The organism is Leptotrichia sp. HMT-225, assembly GCF_030644325.1.
Taxonomy (GTDB): Bacteria; Fusobacteriota; Fusobacteriia; order Fusobacteriales; family Leptotrichiaceae; genus Leptotrichia; species Leptotrichia massiliensis.
In genome coordinates, this window is sequence record NZ_CP130323.1 from 1,422,771 (window position 1) to 1,448,286 (window position 25,516).

Genomic DNA, 25,516 nt, shown 5'->3' on the forward strand with positions numbered 1-25,516 from the left:
GAACCTTTTAACAGTTCTTCACGTTTTTTTTTCCATATTTTTTCCTTTTTGTAAAGTTAATCTCTATTTTCTAACAAATAATCAGCAATTTTTTCCAAAACTCCAAAATTACCTAGTTTTTCTCTCTCTTTTTTCAATTCCGAAACAACATTTTCTTTATTTTTTTCCATAATTTTCATTTCTTCAAGCAGCTTTTCCACTGAAAAATCTTCCTGTAGCAGTTCTTTAAAAATCTCTTTATTTGCATTTAGATTAGTAAGCGTTATATATTTTATTTTGACTATCTTTCTTGCAATAAAAGCATTGATTTTAGATGTTTTGTAGACTACTATCACAGGCAGTCCCATAAGCGATATTTCAAAAGTTACTGTTCCCGAAGTTGCTATTGCATATTTGCAATCTTTCCGAATGTTTTTTATTTCATCAAAAGTTATTTCCAAATTTGTAAATTTTCCAACATCAATTTTGTGTTTTTCCTCAAAATCACGTATATATTTTATATGATCCCTACTTGCCAGCTTCATTAAAAATTTCTCATTTTTAACTTTTTCATTTCTAACCAGTTCCATAACTACTGGCAAGAATTTTTCAATTTCCTGCCGTCTGCTTCCTGGAAGAAGCAATATTTTTTCTCCCAGCTTGTCAGAAAATTCATATTTATCAACAAACGGGTTTCCAAAATACTCTACTTTGAGTCCTTTTGATTCATTCTTTTTCAAAGTATTATCATAATATGCCTTTTCAAAAGGAAAAATTACAATAACATCATCAAATTTCTTTAATTTCTCAATCCGTTTTTTCCCCCAAGCCCATACTTTAGGCGGAATATAATAAATCATTCTCAAATTCTGCAGTTCTTTTTCCAAAATTTTCTTTTTTAATAATTCAAAAAATTTTAAATTAAATCCGCCAAAATCAACAAAAATAACAGTTTCTATTCCATTTTTCTTGATAAATTCTAAATATTCATGGGCTTTTTCGTTAAAATAGCCATACTTTTTCAAAGCCTCTACAAATCCCATAACATCATTATTCTTAATATGGTTTACTGTCTTAACTCCAGCCTCTATCGATTTATCTCCAACCACACCAAAAAACTCAACATTTTTATCTTTTTTTCGCATTTCTTCCACAATGTATGAAGCGTGTAAATCTCCAGACATTTCACCACAGGAAATAAAGATTTTTTTCTTTTTTTGAGATTTTACTATTGATAAATCATTATTTTTTTCTTTTATTATATGATTTTCATTATTATTTTTCATTTTTTAGCCTTTTTTATATTCTTTAATTTACTTACTTAAAACTGCTTTATAAATTATTCAAATATCTATCTTATATATTTTGTAGATAAAAATAGAGATATTTGAGTATATTTTAATAATAAAAACTAAACAAAATATCATTATTTATAACAATTTTTGAGTTTAATTTTAAAAAATAGTTTTACTAAAAAAACTTTTAAACCTTGATTCCTTTTATAAAAATTTTATTTTTGTTTGCAAATTTTATAACTTCCTCTTTATCAATGAACAGCATTTTATCAGCTTCAATTACAATCCCACGTCCATTAATTTCCACAACTTTTTTTATCGTTTCCAGACCAATCGTTGGAATATCTATACGATAATCCTGATTACGTCTTGCCATTTTTACCACAATGCAGTTTTTCCCAGCTAGTTCCCCACCACGTAAAATTGCCTTATCAGTACCTTCCACACCTTCCAATGCAATAACAGATTCATCTTTTACAACAACAGTCTGCCCTGCATCAATGTCGGTAAGCATTCGTGCCGCCTCAATTCCAATTTCTATTGTTTTTTCCTCATTTTTACTTGGTAAAACTTTTGTATATGTTTCATTTCCTGCAATATACTCGTCCATCAGATAATTTTGTGGCAAAACTTCAATATTTTCTGATTCAATGTAATCAATTATTGCCTTTAAAATATTTTTATCTTTTTTATTTTTTGTAGACAATAATATCTTAGTTGCCGTCAAATCAAATTTTAAATTTGAAAAAATGAGATTTTTTTCGACTTTCCCAAGCATTATTAAGTGAGTTATTCCATTTTTCTTAAAATGTGAGATTATTTTCCCAACTTGAGCAACACTGTATTTTACAGAATTTCTATGCTCTTTTATGCTTTCTTCCACACTTTCAAATAGATAAACCGAAAACGGCTCAATCCCCTTCAAAATACATTGATTCAAAAACAATTCAGGTAATTTCCCATTTCCTGCAATCAAACCTACTTTTTCCATTATCATTTTTTCCTCTTAAAAAAATATCTATATTAAAAAATTAACTCAAAATAAAATATCAATTATTTTGAGAAATTTTACATTTTAAGTTTTGATTTTTATCTTGTTATACCTCTTTTACTTTTTCGTATAAAATTAACAAGATTTTGTGCTTCTTCATACTGTCCATAATCACGTTCAACAATTTGAAGTGCTTCTTCCAGTTTCAACTTTTTCTTAAATATAATTTTATACAATTCTCTTAGCCTTTTTATCTGCTCTTCTGAAAAACCTCTACGTTGAAGCCCTACAATGTTAATATAAACAGCTCTCGCCTTATTTCCTTCAGACAGCATATAAGGAACAACATCTTGATTTACAGCCGAACATCCACCTATCATTGCGTGCCGTCCAACTCTTGTAAACTGATGCACAGCAGTAAGTCCACCTACCACCGCATAATCTTCCACTTCCACATGTCCAGCAAAAGTAGCAGCATTTGCTAGAACACAGTTATCTCCAATTATACAGTCATGAGCGATATGAACATAAGCCATTACAAGTGTATTATTTCCAATTCTTGTTTCATATTTATCAGTAGTTCCACGGTGAATTGTGACAAATTCACGAATTTTATTGTTATTTCCAATAACAACTCTAGTTTTTTCTCCAGCAAACTTCAAATCTTGTGGATCTTTACCTATCGAAGCAAAAGAAAAAATATAATTATTCTCACCAATAATCGTTTCTCCTTCAATTACAACATGTGATTCTACAACAGTTCCATTTCCAATTATTACTTCTGGTCCTATAATCGAGTAAGGACCTATCTTTACATTTTCTCCAAGTTTAGCATTTGGATCAACAATCGCCGTTGGATGTATATTTAAACTCATAATTATCATACCTCATTCTTTTATTTTGAATTACTTAAAATTTGAATTTTAAAGTTAAATAGAACTACTAAAAAATCGAACTTATAAACTTTTATGCTACTCAAACAACAGGTTTATTTCATTTTAAAAAGTCCAATTTTAAAGTAGTTTGAGTATTATCTAATTATAAATCCTGTACTGAAAATTTTAAGTCAGCTTCACTTACGACTGTACCGTCAACAACACATCTTCCACGTGCGACTATTACGTTACTTTTTACCTTTATTTTCTCTACTTCTAATCTTAATTGGTCTCCTGGAACAACACCTCTTCTAAATTTACATTTGTCAATTGACATAAATAAAGGTATTTTACCTGGTTCCAACATTAACAATCCTACAGCTTGTGCCAACGCTTCTATTTGTAAAACTCCTGGCATTACTGGCTTTCCTGGAAAGTGTCCTTGGAAAAATTCCTCATTCATTGTAATATTTTTTATTGCTACCAAAGAGTCAGTACCATTTTTTTCGATAACTTTGTCTACTAGCAAAAACGGATATCTATGTGGCAATATTTTCATAATATCCTCTATATTCATAATTGTTTCATTTGCTGCCATATTTTTTATTCCTCCTGAATTTATATTTTTATTTATTTCAACTATTCTCAAAATTTTATACCTACATTATATTTGATTTTTATCCAAATTACAAGCAATTTTTATATTTTTTATAAATATTTTTTCGCAATCATCTCAGTTAATCTTGAATTTACATAGTGTCCAGCCTTTATTGCGATAATGTGAGCCTTTATAGGCATTCCCAAAACATATAAATCTCCAATTATATCAAGAATTTTATGTCTTACAAATTCATCAGGATATCTCAACCCTTCTGGATTTAATGGACCATCTGATCCCACTACCACAGCATTTTCCAAACTTCCTCCCAACGCTAAATTATTCTTTTTAAGAAAGTCTATTTCATAATCAAATGCAAAAGTTCTGCATTTCGCAATATTTTCCATATAATTTTCCAAATTTACTTCGAGCTCATAATACTGTGATTTCAAAAAGCTATGATTAAAATCAATCGTATAAGATATTTTAAACCCATCATAAGGTAACGCCATCACATATTTCCCAGCCTTTTCATCTGAAAATATAACAGGCTCCGTAATTACAACAGGTTCTATTTCCTCATTTAACTCTACAATTCCAGCCTCTAGCAATTTTTCAACAAATCCAGCCGAACTTCCATCCAAAATAGGTAATTCATTCCCTGAAATTTCAACTAAAATATCAGTCACTCCTGTAATTGAAAGTGATGATAAAAAATGCTCAATTGTATGAACTTTCACATCATCTTCATTCCTAATGTTTGTTCCTCTCTCCAAATCAAATAAATTTCTATAATCAACCTTTATAACATTATTTTTCCCGCTCACATCTATTCTTTTAAAAATAATTCCTCTTTCATCATTATTTTCGCTAGGTTTCAAAGTTAATTTTATCTCTTCTCCTTTATGAAGCCCAATTCCCGATATTTCAACTGTGTTTTTAATAGTTTTTCTTTTCACGTCCTAATTCCCTCCATTTTCTAAAATTTTAGTCTCAATTCTGCTTTTATTTATAAAATTTTTTTCTTTTTCTATAAATATTATATCATAAATTTAAATATTTTTCCTTTTATTATTTTGTGAATTAGTCAATAATTTATTGCCTAGTATTAATTTCAATAACTAATTAACTAGCTATATGATGTCTTAATTTTATAGAATTATAATAATTATAAAATTTGATACGTCCGATAATATTTTAAAGTAAAACTATTATTTTGACTTTTAATTAATATTAAAAATAAAAAACTTGACATTTTATAAAAATAGTGTATAATTGTATTAGATAAATAGATTTTCTTCTTTGGAAGAATTAAGCTACCATCTTTGTTTTGGTAGCTTTTTTATATAATAAAAAATCAAAATAAAAAACCATCTCAATATTAATTAAGATAGTTTTTGTTTTATTATTTAATTATTTTACCAGATTTTTATTCTATCTTCTGGGGCTTTGTACATTTTATCTCCTGGTTTTGTTTCAAATACTTTATGGAAAGCATCAACATTTATTAAAGTTCCATTTACCCTAAATATATTTGGTGAATGTGAATCTGTTTTTGCCAAGTTTTTTAAATATTCTGGAGTAGATTTTTGTCGCCACATTCTTGCAAAACTTAAGAAGAATAATTTGTTTGTTGTATCAGCATAGGCTTTTGTAGAATTTGGATGATCTTTTAAATATAACTGTAATGCATCATAAGCAATATTTAGACCACCTAAATCAGCAATATTTTCTGTTAATGTAAATTTCCCATTAACATTTACTCCATCGCCAACTGAATAAGTTGAAAACTGCCTTTCTAATTTTTTAGTTGCTGCATCAAATTTTAACTTATCTTCTTCTGTCCACCAGTTTTTTACATTTCCATCTCCATCATATTCAGCTCCTGATACATCGAATGCATGTGTAAGCTCGTGTCCGATTATAGTTCCTATTGCTCCAAAGTTACTTGCCATTTCTGATTTGCTATAATCATAAAATGGAAATTGTAAAATTCCAGCTGGAAAGACTATTTCATTTCCTGTTGGAGAATAATATGCATTTATTGTATGTGGATCCATATGCCATTCTTTCTTGTCTACTGGTTTTCCAACCTTTTTCAATTCTTCTCCATATTCCCATTCACTTATTTTTTTCAATTGTTCATAAAGTGTATCATTACTTGAAATTGTCATTTTGCTGTAATCTTTCCATTTGTCAGGATATCCGATTTTCACATTAACTTTTGCTAATTTTTCAAGTGCTTTTTTCTTAGTTGCTGCACTCATCCAATCCAGTTTTTCAATTCTATTTTTCATTGCTTTTTTAATATAATCAACCATTTGTTGTGTATTTTTTTTAGCTTCTGGCGAGAAGTTTCTTTGAACATAAATTTTTCCTATTATTTCACCTAAACTTCCATTTGTAAAGTTTAATGCTCTTTTTTCAAGCGTTTCTCTTTCTTTTTGTCCATTTAAATATTTTCCAAAAAACTCAAAACTTCTTTTCCCCATGTCATCTGTTAAGATACCCGCAGCAGAGCTTATTAAATTATATTTCATATAATCTTTAATTATGTCAATATTAGCATCATTTACAAAGTTATCCAAATTTTTATAATAATTCAATTCACTTATGATAACTTTATCAGTTTTCACATTTAATTCTTTCAAGTATTGTGCTAAATCTACATTTTTAGATAATGTACCTAAGTCACTAACTTTTATTGGATTATTATATTTTTTTACATCGTGACGTTCTTCATTTGTCAATAATGTATTCGCAATCTGTTTTTCAAAAGCAACTATCTTTTTGGCTTTTTCAAGAGCATCTTTTTCATCAGCATATTTTAATATATCGCTTACATATTTTGTATATTCTTCCAATATTGCTCTATTTTCCTTTGTATCTTTTTGAAAATAATCTCTTGATAGTCCAATTCCAGCACTTCCTAAATAAATTGCATTATTTTTAGAATCATTTAAATCAGTTCCTACACCCCATCCATAAAATTCAGAACCACCAGTTTTTGTAACTTCAATATTGTATTTCTTCAAATCTTCAATATTCTGTATAGCATCTATTCTATCCAAATCTTTTTTTATTGGATTTAATCCATCTTCATTTCTTTTTTTCATATCAGAATAGCTGTCATAAAGGGTTATAACCTTCTTTTCATCTGCACTCAATGATGATTTATTTTTTAATTCATTTATTAGGTTACGTAAAAAATCTTGATTTTTCTCATTTAATTCATAAAAGGAACCCCATGCTGGCTTCGTACTAGGAATCTGTGTTTTTTTTGTCCATTCCTCATTCACATAGTCATAAAAATCATCTTTTGCTTTAATTGTTGGACTGAGTTCATCAAATAACTTTTTATCGTTATCCTTTAACAATTTTGCCTGCTGCTTTTCATAAAAATCCCAGAATCCCATTTGTTTAGGTGCAGGCTGTACTGGCTTTGCTTCTTTTGGTGATGTTCTTTTTACCGAAAACTCCTCATATCCATAATTTTCATTTTCTGCATAAATTAAATTAATACTAGCCAAAAATAACGAAACTGTAAGTAATTTTTTCATTTTTCTTCATCTCTTTAAATATTTTGAAAATTAAATAAACATTGAAACTAATTTTCAAATTGTAATATTTAAAAATATTTTCTCCTCTCTTTTTTATAAAATATTTAAATTTTTTATAAACTCAAAATGTGAGTTAAATAAAAATAACTTTTTAAATTAGGCAAAAGTATAAAAAGTTTTTTCTTTTAATTTGCCTTTCTAAAAAGCATTACGTCTATTATACATTTTTTTTAAATTAATTTCAAGAAGTTTACAAAAAAATAGCTCTAAAAGTTAATTTAAAGCTATTTTTCCATATAATTGTTTTTACAAATTTAGAACGCAGGAATTACTCTACCTTCATATTTTTCTTCAATATGTTTTTTAATTTTTTCACTTTGTAATGCTTTTACCAATTTTTTAACTCTTTCATCATTTTCATTTCCTTTTAGAACTGTAACAATGTTTACATAAGGCGAATCTTTGCCCTCTATCAGGATAATTTCATTTTTTGTAACTCCAGCATCAATTGCAAAGTTTGAATTTATGATTGCTCCTGCAACTTCACTTAATCTTGGTGCAATTTGCTCATTTGATAATGTTTCAATTTTAATATTTTTTGGATTTTCAGCAATGTCTGCTGGTGTAGAATCTAATTTTGTGTTGTCTTTCAATTTTATGATACCAGCTTTGTCAAGTAAAATCAATGCACGTCCTCCGTTTGTTGGATCGTTAGGAATTATCAAAGTGTCCCCATTTTTTAATTCATTAGGATTTTTTATTTTTTTAGAATATAAAGCCATTGGCTCCAAGTGAATATTCCCAACTGCTGATAATTCAATATTATTTTTCTTACCGAAATCTTCCATGTATGGAACATGTTGGAAAAAGTTTGCATCTATACTTTTGTCTGCAAGTGCTTTATTTGGCTGAACATAATCATTAAATTCAACTACTTCTAAATCAATTCCTTCCTTTTTCAAATCTTCTTTTACCAAATTCAATAATTCAGCATGCGGAATAGGAGTTGCTCCCACGATTAATTTTTCAGTTTTTCCAGCTGCTCCACCTTGGCTGTCAGCTGCTCCTTTAGTTTCATTTTTGTTTCCACAAGCTACTAAAAATAATGCCGTTGCTAATAACAATGATAATATTTTTTTCATAAATACCTCCAAAAATTTTTTATTTATAATTTATTTTACAACCTTTTTATTAAACTCTTTTTCTCTTATTCATCAACATTTTTACAATGCTGTTTCCAATAAACTGTACGATTTGTACAAGCACAATTATAACAATTGTCGCCTGCCACATCACTTCGGGCTTAGATCTTTGGTAACCGTCAATTACAGCGGCATTTCCAAGTCCACCACCACCGATTGTTCCAGCCATTGCAGAATATCCAATTAAACTAATCAATGTCAATGTCATTCCATGAACAAGTGCAGGCAAGGCTTCTGGAATCATTACTTTAAAAATAATTTCAGATGCAGTCGCTCCCATTGATTTTGAAGCTTCAATAAGCCCATCATTTACTTCCTTTAAGGCCCCTTCAATAATTCTTGCCACAAATGGTGCAGAACCTAGCGAAAGTGGAACAATGAAAGCAACACTTCCATAAGATTTGTGAACAAGCATCCGTGAAAGCGGTATTAATAAAACCATTAAAATTATAAATGGAATTGATCTTGTAATGTTTACAATAATCATATCTAGTATCTTATGAATAGTTTTATTTGGTTTAACTCCCTTTTCATCAGATGTAACAAGTAAAATTCCAATTGGAAGTCCGATAATTAATGATATAACTGTGGAAATAAATACCATATATATTGTTTCCCAAAGAGGTATAGCCATATTTTGAAATTGTAAAAACTTGATCCAGTCAAATCTCATTATACCACCTCCGAATCTATTTTATTTTCTTTCAGCCATTCAATAATATCTTTAGCTTTTTCTTCATTTGCCGAAATCTCTACCAGTAAATTTCCTACAATAATATCACCCACTTTGTCAATAAATCCACCTAAAATATTAACTTCAACGTCATATTTACGAATTATCTGGGTGATATATGATTCGTTTACCTTCTCTTCATTATACTTCAATCTTAATCGTAATTTTCCTGTATTTTCTTCACGATTTTTTATTTCTTCCTCTGTCCTAAATTCTTCGTGTGAAATATTTTGTACAAATTCTTTTGCTAATTCTGTCTTAGGATTCAAGAAAATTTCCTTTGTTTCCCCTTTTTCAATAATTTCTCCATCCGACATGATTGCAGCCTTATTACAAATTTTCTTTATAACTTCCATCTGATGCGTTATTAAAATTATTGTTATTCCAAACTTCTGATTTATATCTTTCAAAAGTTCTAAAATAGAATTAGTTGTTCTAGGATCAAGTGCCGATGTTGCCTCATCTGACAGAAGTAACTGCGGATTGTTCGCCAATGCTCTTGCTATTGCGACACGCTGTTTCTGTCCTCCTGAAAGCTGTTCAGGATAATTCAGCTTTTTATCAGAAAGCCCTACGATTTCCAGCAATTCGTCTACTCTTTTATTAATATCCCTTTTTTTCCATCTTGCAATTTCTAACGGAAAAGCCACATTTCCAGCAACATTTCGTGAATTTAGCAAATTAAAATGTTGAAAGATCATCCCTGTCTTTTTTCTATATTCCCGTAACATTCTCACATTAAAATTCAAAATATTTTTATCTTCATATCCAAGACTTTTCTTTCCTTTTTTATCAATAACTTCATGTTTTACAAAAATTTCTCCCGAAGTAGGCTCTTCCAGTCTATTAAGAAGACGTATAAGCGTAGACTTCCCAGCTCCACTAAGACCCATAATTCCGTAAATATCCCCCTGTTCAATATCAAGGTTCACATTATTTACAGCCACTAGTTCCTGTCCATTATTAAGCTTATACTTTTTTACCAAGTTTCTTATCTTAATTAAACTATCCATATTTCACCTCTTTTTCATTAATTTTGCTTTATCTTTAAATTTGTGGTCAAAAAGATTATATTATTTCTTACTTTAAAAGTCAACTATTTTTAAAATACTTTTTCATATTATATCATTTTTATATTGTATATACAAGTTTTATTTCTTTACAAAAAATTTTTTTAAATATACTAAGTATTATAAAACTATACAATACCAAAATTTAGATACAAATTTAAATTTATAATTTTTACAATATTTTATACTAAAACTTGTTTAAAAAACAAAAACTGTATTCAAATTATTTTAGAATATTAGGCTTTAATCATTTACTAAAAAACTTTTTAGTAAATTTATTTTTAGAATAAAAAAATAGTAGAAAACTAGAATTTAAGTAAAATATTCGCAATTTTTATGTTTCATATGAGCACTATATTTTTATTTTATAAAAAAGAACAGCAAAACTAAAGTCTTACTGTCCTTAATTTTTTTATCTAAGTTTTTCACTCAAATATGTATTACTTCTTTTATTATTATTCTAGTAAATAGCTCTGAATCCTATTCCTGCTCTTACGTTCTTACCTTTAGTGTCATATCCTCCATTTACTGTAACTCCGAATCTTGTGTTATCCACTCCGATATTTAAGTCAAACTTACCATTCCCTCGTCTGTCCTCTTTTTCTCCTCTGATTCCAAACCAGTCTGCTGTCGTATATCTTACTCTTCCCTTATTGTTCACATCTCCAACTTTTCCTAGCTCATTTTCATACGCAGCTGTTACTCCTACTGTTAAGTTTGTTCTTACTGCAAGTGGCTGTACATATCTGAATTCCATTCCAACTTCAGGCTTAACTGAGAAGTAGTCGTTTCCTTTTACTTCCAGTCTCATTTCCCCTCTATCCTCTTTGATATCGTTGAATTTACCATATTCCATCTTCAACGCTCCATATGGACGTAAATGTGTTCTTTCACTCATTCTAATGTCATATCCTAAATCTGTCTTAACTGCCGCTCCATAAGAATGATAGTCTGATTTAGCCTGGAACACTTCATCTACAACCAAGTATCTACGTTTCATTGCATTAATACCTACAAATGCATCTCCACCAATTGTCCATTGCAATGCTCCATTATGGTCTCCTTTTGGTGACATAGTTTTAAATACTCCTGCTTTAAGTATTGTCTGATCTTCTCTTGAGCTTCCAATATCCTTGAACTTAAATCTATTTGTTACTGCTCCTGCATACCATCCGCTTGAGTTACCCATCTTAATCTTTTCATCTTCATGAACATAAGCTACACCATAGGCATTGCTTGTATAGTTGATGATTCCTGCTGTATCAGTGTTGTATTCATCTCTCATACCAAATACTTTAATCTTATTATTTTGTTTAGACGGATTTCTCCAATCTTTTTTTAGATGTTTAAATTCCTTGTCAAGCATACTTCCAGTTGAATTAATTCTTTGCTGAGTGTTTCCATATTGATGTCCCATCATTTCATCTGTTGCCTGGAAGAATAGAACCTGTTCATTATTTCCTATACCGCTTATTTTATCAAATAAAGTTTTTTCTCTTGTTCCAAGTCCTTCTACACCGTATCTTTGTTCAAGTCCATCTAAGAAGTTATATGTATCTGTAACTTCTACAGGATTAGGTTCTTTTCCAGCCCAGAAAGTATAAGGAATTTTAGCCATATATGCATTTTCTATTGTTCCATCTGTTTGATTTTGTGCAACTGTTGCCATCCAAGTCAATGATCCTGAATAGATATTCCAGTCTTTTATTTGAGGATTTTGTTTTATCATTTCATTGTATGGGTCTAGTATTTTCTTATCTAGTTGAATATATTTGCTTGTAGTATTTTCTGCTGCTTCGGCACCTATAATAAGATCCGCTTTAGTTAAGCCGCTTAATGTGCTTAATCCTTGAATAGGATTAGTAAATCTCTTGCTCGAAGTATCTATATACATTCCTATTGTAGAAGTCTGCATTGCCTTGTATTCTTCAGCTGATGAAGTAGCAATCGTAGGCACTACAGGATTTCCATTTACTGTTATTGTTCCTACACTTGAACCCTTAGGTACTTCTATTGATACTCCCATCAATCCTTTTCCAAGGCTGCTTTGATTTCCATCTGCTTTTTCATCTATAGAACCTTCACCTTGTATAATCATCGTTTTATAGTTTTTGATTATTCCAAGGTTATTTCCTGCAATATCTCCTTTAGCAAGTATTCCAACTGCAGATTTTGCATCTAAAATTATGTCTCCATGATTTTCAATTGTTGAACCATTCTTAACAACCACTCCAACCACTTTTTCAAGTCCAGTTCCATTTGATCTGATTGTTCCGTAGTTGTATCCGTATGCTCCGTTATCTAAATACATTCCTGTAGTATTACTTGCATTTAGATTTATCGTTGCTCCTGCTGCATTAATTACTTTTGTTCCTTGACCTGTTCCATACATCCCTATACTAGATGGACCTGTCACATTAATAGTCCCATTATTTATAATATTTCCTGTATAAGCTCTTTTACCTGCAGCAATTTCACTTTGTGTTGGAGTAAATCCTGCAGCCATTCCAACTGCATATCTATTATTCAATGGATTGCTATCATCTATAAACGAAGCGCCTACTGTAATATTCTTTCCTGCAGCATTTGTTGCTTCTCCTCCATGAGTACTATATATTCCAACATTTCCAAATCCGCTTCCAAAGTTTATATCTGCATTGTTTGTTACTTTTCCAGCTGAATACAATCCATAGTTATATGAACCTGTAGAAGTTAAGTTTGTATTATTAATTACTTCTGCACCTGCTCTAGCATCTGCTGAATATATGTAAACTGTTTCATTGCCAAGATTACTTATACTTGAAATATCACTTATAATTTTATTTCCTGTTCCACTTGTTTTTGATTCGTTGATAAATCCAAACGAATTATCTCCTATTGATAAATTGCTTCCAGAATGTGCTCTTACAGTTTGACCGCTTCCATTTGTATAGACTGCCGCAGCTTTTTCAGTACCTACATTTATGCTTCCAGAATTAAGATTTACATCTCCACCTGAACTATATATACCTGTACCACCTGCACCAGTATTTATTGTTCCGTTATTATCAACTGCATGTCCATATATTCCAACTGAATTATCTCCCACTGTTATTGTTCCGTTATTTGTTATTTTATCAGTTGCTTTTGTATAAATTCCTACACTTGGTTTCTTAGTTGCTGCATCAACAGGGTTATTCAATGTAATTATACCTGCATTTACAAGTTCTGTTCCTTCTGTAATTAATCCATAACCCCTGTCTCCTAATACGTTTCCATTATTTGTCAGAAGTCCGCCATTTCCTTTTACATATAGTCCTACAACGCCTCCTGTTGTTCCAACTGTATCGACAAGATTTACATTTGTATTATTTGTCTTAACTGTTCCAGATGCATTGTCATAAAACAATCCTACTCCTGTTTCAGTATTTGATCCGCTATATTTCAGTTCAAGTGTTCCTGCACTCACATTACTTCCATCTTTTATAAATATTCCTGTTCCTTTATCTTTAACTTCTATTCCGTAATTTGTCAGTAAGTTAACATCTGAATTTTCAGCATATACTCCAATTCCTTCTGTACCTTGAATTACTATGTCAGAACTTCCTGTTCCATTCAATGTGACAGTATTACCTAATCCGTTAGATACAATTCCAACAGCTTTATTTCCTGTCATAATAATTTTTCCTTCGTTACTGATAAGCCCGTTTGCTCTAGTTATATTTGTACTTGCATGAGCACCTGCTATCTTATCAGTTTTACCATAAATTCCTACTGAAGTATCTCCGTTTACAGTAAGCGTTCCTTTATTTAATATTTCTAATGTTTTTGCTGTACCTAATGTACCGTTAGCAATATTTTTATCTGTTCCATAATCCTGTAAAGAAGTTCCTGAAGTAAATGCCGCCATTCCTACACCTTCGCCAGTTATATTTATATTGGCATTCTGATCATTTATCAGTTTACTTCCATTTATTCCATAGGCACCAATACCTTTGTCAACATTTATCAGATTTTTATTATGAATTGTTCCATAACTTACATTTAACGCAGTTGTTGACGCTACATTTCCGCCTTTTATATCAACAGTTCCTTCATTGTTATACAAGTTGCTTGTATTATCAGTTGCACTGGTGTTTGATCCCATAACAAGCCCTTTACCTGTAAGAGAGCTTACTGTCATTCCATTTGCTATATTAAATTTTTCATTTGATAAACCAAGACTCTTGTTAAATTCATTAGTTGCATCATCTAAATCTAGGTTAGTATTTAAATTGAATATTCCATTAATATAGAATATTTTATACTTTTTCCCGTTAGAATTAAAATTGGAAGGATTTATTTTCATTTCAGTCATAACCTGTGATGATCCTGCAGATGATCCAGTCCAGTTTGTTGTATTTCCATCATATGCAGCTAAAACTACATTGTCTCCAGTAAGTTTAACACTAACATTTTGCATACCGTTATATTTAGTAGCTGTTCCTGCCGCCGCAGTATAGTCAGAAGTTTCTCCTGCTTTTAAAATACCATCTGACATATTTATTGTCGTAGTACCTGTAAAGTTTACCTTTGAGTTAGCTCCTGCAAAAAATGGTGTTGATTGTGCATGATTCCCTGCATTATCACCTTGATTAGTAGTTCCAACACTGTTAGTTGTTACATTTGTTTCATGGTAGATATCTCCACCACCAAAATTAACTACTCCTCCATTAAGGGCTACCAGTGCTCCACCTTTACCTGTCTGTACTTTATTTGCATTTTTATTCAAGTTTACAACTGCTCCTGTTCCATCAGCAAAACCTGCCATACCGTTAATTTTCAGATTTTCTTCAAATGTAACAGTTGAACCTGCACCTTTAGCATATCCTCCAATATTTTCATACAGATAAGGCTTTGTTTCTTCATCCTTCTTAGCCCATTCGCTTACTGATTCAGCTTCTTTCTTTAATGTTACTTTTCCTCCTGCTTCGGCATAAGCCAGTAATCCTCCAAAACCTTTTGCTGAAGTTTTTTCATGAGCAGTGATTTCTCCGCCATTTTTAGCTACATAAGCTACTGGAGTAGACTCTGTTCCATCAGCAAACTTTTTATATCTTCCAGTAAGAACAACATTACGTCCTATATTAATTTCACTAGGCTTTCCTTCAAACCTTTTAGCTTCATTCGAAATCATTCCGTGAACGCTATTTTGCCATTTTCCATCTGAATAAGCTATTATTGTTCCAGTTGCAGCCTCATTACTAGCATCATTATATGAAATTTTTCCATTAAGATTTGCTGTCCCGTAATCTTTAATATCTCCTGTCATTATAGGTACAGTTGTTGTATCGCTACCCTCATGTTTATTAGTACTCATAGCTGCATCTAAAACAGTTCCATTTTCTGAAACCATCATAATACCATTTTTAGCATATTTACCAAAACTGATATCAATATCATTAACTTGTAAAGAATGAACTTCATCTCTATTAAAGTCTGTTCCTCTTGCAGCATCTATAGCTCCTAAATCTTGTGAAGGCTTAATTTCAGCTACCTGCCCATTAATTGTTTCTTTTCCTCTTTGACCAGATCTTGCGTATATTCCTATATTATTTTCAACATAGTTGGCATCACCTGTTCTTTCTGTTTCAATACCACCATTTCTTATAGTAGTTGTATTTCCGGCCGCTGTTTGAGTTCCGGAATTTGCCATATTTAATTGATTACCAATAATAGCTTTTGCTCTTATTTCCCCTTGATATATTCCAACTCCTGATTTTTCCCAATTGGCTTTTCTAACAGGTCCATTTCCATCGTTTGATATATATTGATTTGAACTGTTAGTAGGAGAATCATAAAATGCTTTTCCAGCTAAACTAATTCTATTATTGAATAACATTACAACATTTCCATCACCATAAGATTCTGGCGCTTTATCAAGTTTTAATGAAGGAGTTAAACCAGTGTTGTATAAATCTTGAACTATTCCACTACCTTTTAAATTATTAAAGTTAGGAGAATATCCCAATCCAGAATAAACAATATTATCTGCTCCTTCTAACTCGTATTTACCTGTACTAGTTATTTCAAACGAACCTTGAGCCCCAAGTACAGAGTATACAATGTTTTTATTTGACGTAATTTTTGCATCAACTTTTCCAATAAATCCTCCACGTTGCTTTGGTGCTCCTGCCCAGTAGTTATGAGAAGCTATTGTATCATAAGTTGCTGGATAGATATAGAATAAAGTGTTCTCATTTGCTTTTATCCCTTTGCTATCATCTCTTTCAATATTTATCGATACATTATTAAATTGTAATCTACCTGAATGCCAAGTCTCTATTGAAAGGAAATTTGCTCTTCCATATAGATGCCCTTTAATATTTGAAAGTGTTCCATCCCAAACTGTATGTATTCCTATTGCACCATCATGATTACCATTGGTTTTCCCTGCATTATTTCCGGCATTATCTGATACATTCCCAGCAACATATACTTCAATATTTTTTGCTTCAAATCCTACTGGATCAGGTTTAGGCTTTTTCATATTTGCAGCTGATAATCCTAGAGCTGTATTAGCTCTTGCTCTTTCATCGTAAGACTTATTAAAGTATAATGCTGCTGCAGTTCTTGGAGCCCAGTTAGTTCTACTTCCACTTGAATAGGAAAAATTTCTTATATTTCCATTTGTTCCAGAATTTGGAGTTAATAAACCTGTAACCGGATTATATCCTGTCCAGAATTTATTATTTCCTCCATCCGTCCAGTTAGGCTTTTTATCAGGATCATTTCCATCAGAACTGTTATGCTGCGCATCGTTAAAAGCCTTAGCATTATCAACTTGGTGTACTCCATTTTGAGTTCCACATGTAAAACAGAAATCCGTAAATGGATTTGTATTTGGTGTTGGTAAGTTTAGACTTATTGTCGGTGTAGCAGGTGTTGGTATATTCAATGAAGGCGGCAATAAGTTTGGCACACCAATCGCACTTAACTGCGGTACAGGTACAGATACTCTTGGTGCATCCACAGGATCTCTAGACACATCTTTTGGTCTTATTGAAGCGTCTACATTTAATGTGGATAATGGCTCCTGTCTAGGTGAAGTACTTGAAATTCCATATCCTTTGTTTGATAATCCCAATCTTGCAGTTGAAGATGCAGAATATGGATTTTTTGAAGTTGGTAGCTCTTTATATTTTGAACTTAAAGGTGAAGTATATCTTTCAAACGCATCTTCACTTCTCTGGAATATGCCTTCATAAGGATATTTCTCTTTCTTATCTCCACGTCCTTTATATGTTCCATTCCAATTATTATTAAAGTAGTTCATCCCATACTGCCATGAACTCCATGGAGATTTTACTACATGGTCTCCTTGCTCCATTAATTGAATTAATTCTAAATTCGCATCTTTTAACAATTTATCATTTTCTCTTCTTGTCTCTTTAAATTTCTGATGTATATTTTTAATTGATGTAGATATTTCTTCTTTTTGAGTTTTAATCTCTTTATTTGCTGTTGTCGAAAACAAGTTATTTCTTACCATAACAAGTCCTGTCAGCAAAAACATAAACAATGCAGAATCTGTATATTTAAAATCTTTTGTTCTTTTTGCTAATGAACATAAATCCTGCTTAACTTTTTGTAAATTATTTGTCATTTTTTTATTCCTTTCTTTTTATATTTTAATGTACCTAGTGACTAAAAAATTAATTCAAAAAATTAATATTTAGATTAAATTTATTATTTTTTTTGTACTTCTTATATGTTACAGATATAAAATAATATGCTATTTTTTTTATTCTAACAAAAACAATAAGATAAATCAATACAATTTTAAAAATATTTTTATTTTTTATTTCATAATCAAACATATTTCTTATAATATATTTAAAATATAGAAATACTATTGCTTATTTAAATTACAGAAATAAATTAAAATTATTTTTATAAAATTATATTTAAACTTCTTGTTTAAATTTTTTTATCAAACTTAGTAAATAGCTCTAAATCCTATTCCACCTCTTACATTATTACCTTTAGTGTCATATCCTCCATTTACTGTCACTCCAAATCTTGTATTGTCTACTCCTATATTTAAGTCAAATTTACCACTTCCTCGTCTATCATCCTTTTCCCCTCTTATCTTAAACCAGTCTGCCGTCGTATATCTTACTCTTCCTTTATTGTTTACTTCTCCAACTTTTCCTAGTTCATTCTCATAAGATGCTGTCAATCCTACTGATAAATTTGTTCTTACCGCTAGCGGCTGTACATATTTAAATTCAACACCAACTTCCGGTTTTACTGAGAAATAGTCATTGCCTTTTACTTCTAGTCTCATTTCCCCGTTATCTTCCTTGATATTGTTGAATCTTCCATATTCCATCTTTAATGCTCCGTAAGGACGCAAATGTGTTCTCTCGCTCATTCTTATGTCATATCCTAAATCTGTCTTAACTGCCGCTCCATAAGAATGATAACTAGATTTTGCTTGGAATATTTCATCTACTACCAAATATCTACGTTGCATATTGTTTAAACCTGCAAATACATCCCCGCCAATTGTCCATTGTAATGCTCCGTTATAATCTTTTTTCGGTGACATTGTCTTAAATACTCCCGCTTTAAGCATAGTCTGATTCTCTTTTGATTTTCCAATATCTTTAAACTTAAATCTATTTGTTACAGCTCCTGCATACCATCCACTTGAATTACCCATCTTAATTCTTTCATCTTCGTGAACATACGCAAATCCGTAAGAATTACTTGTATAATCTATGATTCCCGCTGTATCTGATTTATATTCATCTCTCATACCAAATACTTTAATCTTATTATTTTGTTTAGACGGATTTCTCCAATCTTTTTTTAGATGTTTAAATTCCTTGTCCAGCATACTTCCAGTTGAATTAATTCTTTGCTGAGTATTTCCATATTGATGTCCCATCATTTCATCAAAAGCTTGTGTTAACAGCGATTGTTCATTTTTACCTATGCTATTCAATTTGTTAAATAACAATTTTTCTCTTGTTCCAATACCTTCTACACCGTATCTTTGTTCAAGTCCATCAGTAAAGTTCCAAGCATTTTCTGTTTTAAGAACAAAATCAGTATATGGAATTTTTGCCATTATCGCTTCTTCAGGATAGCCACTTGGTCCAGCTAGTGGTTTTACATTCCAAGTAAGGGATCCAGATATTGCATTTAATATTTGTGGTGTCGGTCCTGACATTTGCATATATGGTGTTATATAAGGTCCCAATACATTTCTACCTATTTTAATTGCTTTACTTGTTGACAATTCTGCTGCTTCTGCCCCTATTATCAAATCATTTTCTAAACTAGGATTAAAACCGTCTACCCAGTTAATTGGATTTGTTCTTCCCAATGTGTCTACGTAAATTCCTACATTTGAGAATCCATAATTTCCTGTTAATGGACTTATTTCTGAAGTTAAATCATGAACAGATACAATATTTCCATTAATAGTTACCACTCCAGTAGGCGATATTCTCGTACTTCCTGCTGATGTTCCAACATTATTGTTAATATTTGGATCTTCTCTGTGTGCAGTCGCTCCATTTCCTAAATTTACTGCATTCTGTATATCTGTGGGATTCAGAGGATTACCATTTTCATCAGTTGCATTCTTATATCTTAATCCTATTGAACCTGTTCCAGAAATATTAATAGTTCCATAATTTTTTATAATACCATTTCTTATATATATTCCATAAGAATTTCTTGCGTCTATATCGATTATTCCATGATTTTCAAGTGTTGCACCATTTAATACTGCTATTCCTATCAAGTCGCTCTTATCTGTATTTGAACCATATCTTCCAGATTTTATAACTCCAGAAGGTCCAACATACCCTGTTGCATGGTTATTTATATACATTCCATAAGCACCTCTAAATTCTCCAGCAGACTCTAAATTTATTGTTCCATAATTTTCGGCTCTTGATCCTGCACCATCGGCAAACATCCCTATACCATAAGTACCTGTCACATTTATCGTACTTCCTGCATTATTTACAATTTTACCGCCATTTTTTGATGCCATACCGATTGAGTAATAATTTTGTAGAATGTCTGAGCCACCTACTGTTATTGTTCCTTCATTGTAAACTGTACCAGAACTTTCAGAATAAGCTCCTACACTTCCAACTCCGTTCGCAAAATTCACTTGTCCTCTGTTAGTTATTGTCCCACCATTTACAGCATAAAATCCTGTGCTTCTTCCAGCTCCTGCTTTTAGATTTACAGATGTTTCACTTGTCAGTGTTCCAAGAGGTCCTGCTTTGTAAAGATATACACTTTCTGTCCCAAGATTTATTGCTGATCCTGGATTTCCTATATAATTATTGACTCCATTACCTAAAATTGCAAATCCAAATGAACTGTCTCCTATGTTCATATCTGAAGAATTATTTACAATAGTTGCATTGTTATCTCCAAATACTCCTACAGCTGAATTTCCTACTTCCATTTTACCATTCAATGTTGCAGTTCCAGATTTTTTATATATCCCTAATCCTTCATTTCCTACTAATATCGGAGCAGAAGATGTTACTGTTCCGTTCTCTGAATATAATCCTAAAGATTTATTTCCAAGAGTTATTGTTCCACCCAAATGATTAATACTTCCTGCATTTGGAGCATAGATTGCAATACTTGGATTATTTTTATCAAGAGAGTTCCCTACAGTTATATCTCCACTATTAGTTATATTTACTGGTGAATTGCCATATACATGTATTCCTATCGACTTATCTCCTAATAATTTTATAGTTTTATTTGAAGTAACAGATTCATTTGTATATATTCCTTTTCCAGTTGCTCCATTTACAGTTTCTATAATTCCACCATTAGTTGCACTTATAACAGTTCCATCTGCATAGATACCTACTCCGTTAGTTCCTATTTTAATTGTTGAACCATTATCTGTGATTAACCCAGTTTTTGTTGAACGATTTTTGATTTGAGAATATACTCCAATTCCACCTGTTCCAGAAGATACATCTATTGAAGATCCGCTATCTAATAAAATCGAATTAGGACCAAATGCTCCAACAATATTTTGACTTTCATCATCCACAGCTAATATTCCTATAGCCGCTCCATTTCCTACTGATTTTATACTTCCTTTATTTACAATATCTATTCCTCTGTTTCCGTTTGTTGGAGGTGTCCCTCTAGGTATATCTGTAACTCCAAGATAATTTATTCCTGCTATTCCAACTCCACCATTTCCAATTTCTATAGTACCAGCAGCACCATTTTGTGCCAAAGCACCATTTGAACCTATTATTGCAGTTGAATCTTGTCCAGTTGTTTTTAAGATGCTATTGTTATATATTTCTGCAAATTGCCCTACAATTCCAGCCATTCCAGTTCCAGTCAGGTTAATAGTACCATCATTCGTAAGTTTGACTTTATTTCTTAAATCTTCTGAATTTGTCTGAGCAATGGCAACTTTTGATTTTTTAACTTTTTCAGCATTGACATCAGCAGTTGTTAATACTCCTGAACCACTTATTGTTTTTCCAGCTCTTAAAGTAACACTTGAAGATACAAATTCAGAATTTAAGTATCTGTCATTTTTGTCATCCAAGTTTGCATCCATATCCATCTGAAGATTTACTTTAGTTGATTTTGTTGTTGTGTAATCTCCAGAAGTGCCTCTTATAACAATTCCTGGTTCAATTTCATAATCTCCAGTATTATTTGCGGATACAGGCGAAACATTTGTTAGTAATAAAGGCGTTACTCCATCTCCTTCAATAACGCTCAATGTTGCTCCATCTTCCAAAGTTAAGTATATTTTACCTGTACTTCCAGTTTTTACCAGACGGTCAAGTAAATTTTCATTTTTAAAGTAAAAGGCATACCCACCGTTTTTTATAGTTACAGTATTATTTCCTACAAGTTCCAATTGAGAATAATCCGTATTATGTTTTATACCATAAAATAATAGTGCATTTTCCTCTACTTCCATATTTGTCATATTATTCAGCTTTATGTCAGAACCACCATTAGCATATAATCCAACTGAGCCTTTCCCTGAAACCTTCAATGTACCGTTATTTAATGTTGTCGTAGCAAGGTTTGAATAACCAGTTATATTGCCCAAATGATCATATGTCGGAACTCCCGCTGCATACACTCCCACATTTTTCTTTCCTGAAATATTAATTTCTCCACCTGTCATTGCATAAGTTCTTCCATTGTTATAAACAGCAATAGATCCATCTCCAGTTACTTTTATAGTGCTGCTTGTACTTTCCCCTTTACTTTCTTTTTTTACTCCGCTTCTTTCAGCTTCTCCTTCTATAACCAGTCCAATTGAATTTTTTGTATTTAAAGTAATATCTGCATCATTTTCAAATTCTCCACCTTTATATGCCATCATTCCAAGCATATTGTATCCAGTATTAGCTGTGCTTCCTATTGTTATTGCAGCAGTATTTTTTACTTTTACAGGCTTATTCGCATCAAGATTGTCCTCAGCGGGTGCCCCTGCAACAACACTATTTATACTTCCATTTGCTAGCATTACAATATTGTATAAATCATTGTCATTGGCATCCTTATTTCTGTTTTCCATTGCTGTTACAGTAAAATTAGTTTTTGCTAAATCAATTCCATATTTATCTGTTCTGAATAGTGCTCCACCTTTAGCATCTTTCGTAAAATCTATTGAATTAATATGTGAATCCGTTATTACAAAATCATTTTTTGATCTTGCCAGTCCTGGCATAAATCCACCAATATCATATTTGCTTCCTTGCATATAATCAGATTTTCTAAGCAATCCAACATTTTCAGTACCGTTTACAACTATATTAAGATTGTATATATTTCCAATAGGGTCTGTATTTGCTCTTGCTACTAAATAAGGCTTTGCACCATCGGCTGGCGTTAATCCTGGTATTCCTCCAGATTGATATTGACGCACTCTTTCAGAGCCTGTTATTAATTTTGAAATAGAAACTCCAACGTTATGACTTCCATTTACAACAATACCTTTTGACGTCGGACTGTTCAAAGTACCGTCAATTACTGTTTCATCATAGTAAACTTGTGAATTGTCAGCTGTTTTGAAAATATTTGGCACTCTTAATCCATAACTTCCTTGTATTCCAGAATATACTGCATTTACGGAAGCATCTGGATCTTCACTGTTCAATTCAATATCTCCAACTCTTGCATAAATATTTAATGAACCTTTGTTGTTATAAGCAGGAATATTTCCTCTAGGATTTGGAATCGGTCCAGATATATTATCTGATTTATAGCTTGTTCCTGCGATATCTGCCCTAAAAGTATATTCAGCAAAATCCATACCGATACTGTCGATTGCATCTACTTTTATTGTACCTCTATTTTCAAGAGTAGATTCCCAAGGAGCCTGCCTTCTGTATTTCCATTTTGGACTTGTAACAGGAGTTGGAGATGCGTCAGAATCTCCGTCTTTTAGATACCATCCATTAGGTATTCCAGCATTTGCATTAGGATCATCTGGGCTTAATCTATGTCCGTAATCACCATAGTCTTCGACCATTGCAGTCATACCCACAACATTACTTGCAAGTCCACCAGTTTTTGCACTTATTTTTTCTAAAGTCATAGTCCCTTTATTTATGGCTCTTGCCGCTATTGATCCATAGGCCTGATGTTCTATACCAATTGTCATATGCGGAGAATGCCCTGAATTTTTAGGATTCGGAGTAAGCATCTTATCTAAATATCCATCTCTTCCTGAAATTTTCAAGTCTGCCTCAAGATTAAATTCAACTGTCCTGTTCACGCTTCCATACGCATGGTTTACACTTATTACCCTTAACGTGTTTGTTCTTTCTAGCCTATTTGAATTATTAGTCAAAGGCTCACTAGTATGATTTTCAAATGTTAAAGTTTTTCCTGCTCCTCCTAAATTATAACCATCAGTTAAGACATTTAAAAACACTTGTTGAGATGAAGCATTCCTTCTTTCATAATGAGGGTCTGTCACAGGTCTCCAGTTTGTATTTATAGGGAATTTTCTATCTGTTCTTGTGATTGAATCATCTAGAAATCCTAATCCAGGACTCGTTGCACTTTGTGAATATTCACTTGGAACTATCGTATTTGGTGTGTGTAAATAACTATATGCCGATGAAGTTGTTCCATGGACTCCTCCGTCAGCAGGTCTGTTGGTTCTACTTCTATTATCACTATGTCCATCCCAGCTAAACTGACCTGTTCCAGAGTATCCTGTGTCTTGTATTTTTATATTAACATCATCTATTAAATTAACTGTACTATTAGAAACAATATAATTCTGATTCGTATTTAATCCTATTTCCTGACCTTGTGCAAATCCTGTAGATACTTCATTCAAAGCTGGTGGTTCAAATACATTAGGTTCAAGTTTATTTACTTTTATTTCATCAAAGCTAATTGTTTTTACTGACGGAATTGAAAAAGTTACATTTGGCTGTATTATTGTGGGATTTATATTTAAATTAGGCAATGTTGGAGTATTTATGTTTATAACAGGTTCAATTATAAATGGTACTCCTGCATCTGGTACAGGAACTGTTCCAACTAAACCGTATTCAAGTTCATTTCTTCTATTGCTAAGTGATGAACTAGGATCTGAATGAAGTCCACTATTAGCAAGTAATCTTTTATACGAATCCCCATAAGGCGAGACATTTCTTTCCCACCATTCACCTCTTTTGTATACACCTTCATAAGGATATTTTGCCTTCTTATCTCCACGGCCTTTATAAGATCCATCCCAATTATTGTAAAAATAATTTAAACCATATTGCCAACTACTCCAAGGACTCTTTATTACATAATCTCCTTGTTCCATTAACTGAATTATTTCTAAATTTGCATCTTTTATTAATTTATCATTTTGTTTTCTTATTTCACTAAAATTCTGATGTATATTTTTAATTGATGTAGACACTTCTTCTTTTTGAATCTCGATATCTTTATTTGTCGCTGACGAAAATAGATTATTTCTTGTCATAACAAATCCTGTTAATAAAAACATAAACAATGCAGAATCTGTATATTTAAAATCTTTTGCTCTTTTTGCAAATGAACATAGGTCTTGCTTAATTTTTTGTAAATTATTTGTCATATTCTTTATCCCTTTCATTTTTAAACCTTTTAGTATACTAAACGACTAAAAAATCAACCTCAAAATTATTATGTGATTTAAATTTATAACTTACCTTGTTATTA

11 protein-coding genes are annotated in these 25,516 nt (G+C 31.5%); all 11 read right to left on the bottom strand.

All coding sequences use genetic code 11. The features are described from left to right. Window positions 1-56: 56 nt before the first annotated feature. Window positions 57-1,265, bottom strand: a complete 1,209-nt coding sequence (locus QU666_RS07050) for a lipid-A-disaccharide synthase (protein ID WP_021768546.1) — start codon at window positions 1,263-1,265, stop codon at window positions 57-59. Window positions 1,266-1,461: 196 nt separating this feature from the next. Further along, entirely contained in the window at window positions 1,462-2,271 is an 810-nt protein-coding gene (locus QU666_RS07055) for an LpxI family protein (protein ID WP_021768545.1), read from the bottom strand. Between the two features lie 92 nt (window positions 2,272-2,363). Further along, entirely contained in the window at window positions 2,364-3,140 is a 777-nt protein-coding gene (lpxA, locus tag QU666_RS07060; protein ID WP_021768544.1) for an acyl-ACP--UDP-N-acetylglucosamine O-acyltransferase, read from the bottom strand. 163 nt (window positions 3,141-3,303) lie between these two features. Then, window positions 3,304-3,738: a 3-hydroxyacyl-ACP dehydratase FabZ gene (gene fabZ, locus QU666_RS07065; protein ID WP_036070062.1), complete on the bottom strand. Its 435-nt coding sequence runs from the start codon at window positions 3,736-3,738 to the stop codon at window positions 3,304-3,306. 110 nt (window positions 3,739-3,848) lie between these two features. Further along, the gene (gene lpxC / locus QU666_RS07070; RefSeq protein WP_021768542.1) at window positions 3,849-4,697 is read right to left on the bottom strand and encodes a UDP-3-O-acyl-N-acetylglucosamine deacetylase; all 849 of its coding nucleotides are present in this window, start codon (window positions 4,695-4,697) and stop codon (window positions 3,849-3,851) included. Between the two features lie 459 nt (window positions 4,698-5,156). Continuing rightward, on the bottom strand, window positions 5,157-7,298 hold the full coding sequence (locus QU666_RS07075; protein WP_021768095.1) for a M13 family metallopeptidase: 2,142 nt from the start codon (window positions 7,296-7,298) through the stop codon (window positions 5,157-5,159). A gap of 314 nt (window positions 7,299-7,612) precedes the next feature. Next, window positions 7,613-8,440 carry a MetQ/NlpA family ABC transporter substrate-binding protein gene (locus QU666_RS07080; protein ID WP_021768096.1) on the bottom strand — a complete coding sequence of 276 codons (828 nt, stop codon included), beginning with the start codon at window positions 8,438-8,440 and terminating at the stop codon, window positions 7,613-7,615. 49 nt (window positions 8,441-8,489) lie between these two features. Beyond that, window positions 8,490-9,173, bottom strand: a complete 684-nt coding sequence (locus QU666_RS07085) for a methionine ABC transporter permease (RefSeq protein WP_021768097.1) — start codon at window positions 9,171-9,173, stop codon at window positions 8,490-8,492. Next, window positions 9,173-10,246, bottom strand: coding sequence for a methionine ABC transporter ATP-binding protein (locus QU666_RS07090; RefSeq protein ID WP_021768098.1), 1,074 nt, complete (start codon window positions 10,244-10,246; stop codon window positions 9,173-9,175). The genes QU666_RS07085 and QU666_RS07090 overlap by 1 nt, the downstream gene beginning before the upstream one ends. A gap of 517 nt (window positions 10,247-10,763) precedes the next feature. Next, the gene (locus tag QU666_RS07095) at window positions 10,764-17,927 is read right to left on the bottom strand and encodes an autotransporter-associated N-terminal domain-containing protein (protein ID WP_304984791.1); all 7,164 of its coding nucleotides are present in this window, start codon (window positions 17,925-17,927) and stop codon (window positions 10,764-10,766) included. 333 nt (window positions 17,928-18,260) lie between these two features. Next, window positions 18,261-25,430 carry an autotransporter-associated N-terminal domain-containing protein gene (locus QU666_RS07100; RefSeq protein WP_304984792.1) on the bottom strand — a complete coding sequence of 2,390 codons (7,170 nt, stop codon included), beginning with the start codon at window positions 25,428-25,430 and terminating at the stop codon, window positions 18,261-18,263. Window positions 25,431-25,516 lie beyond the last annotated feature (86 nt).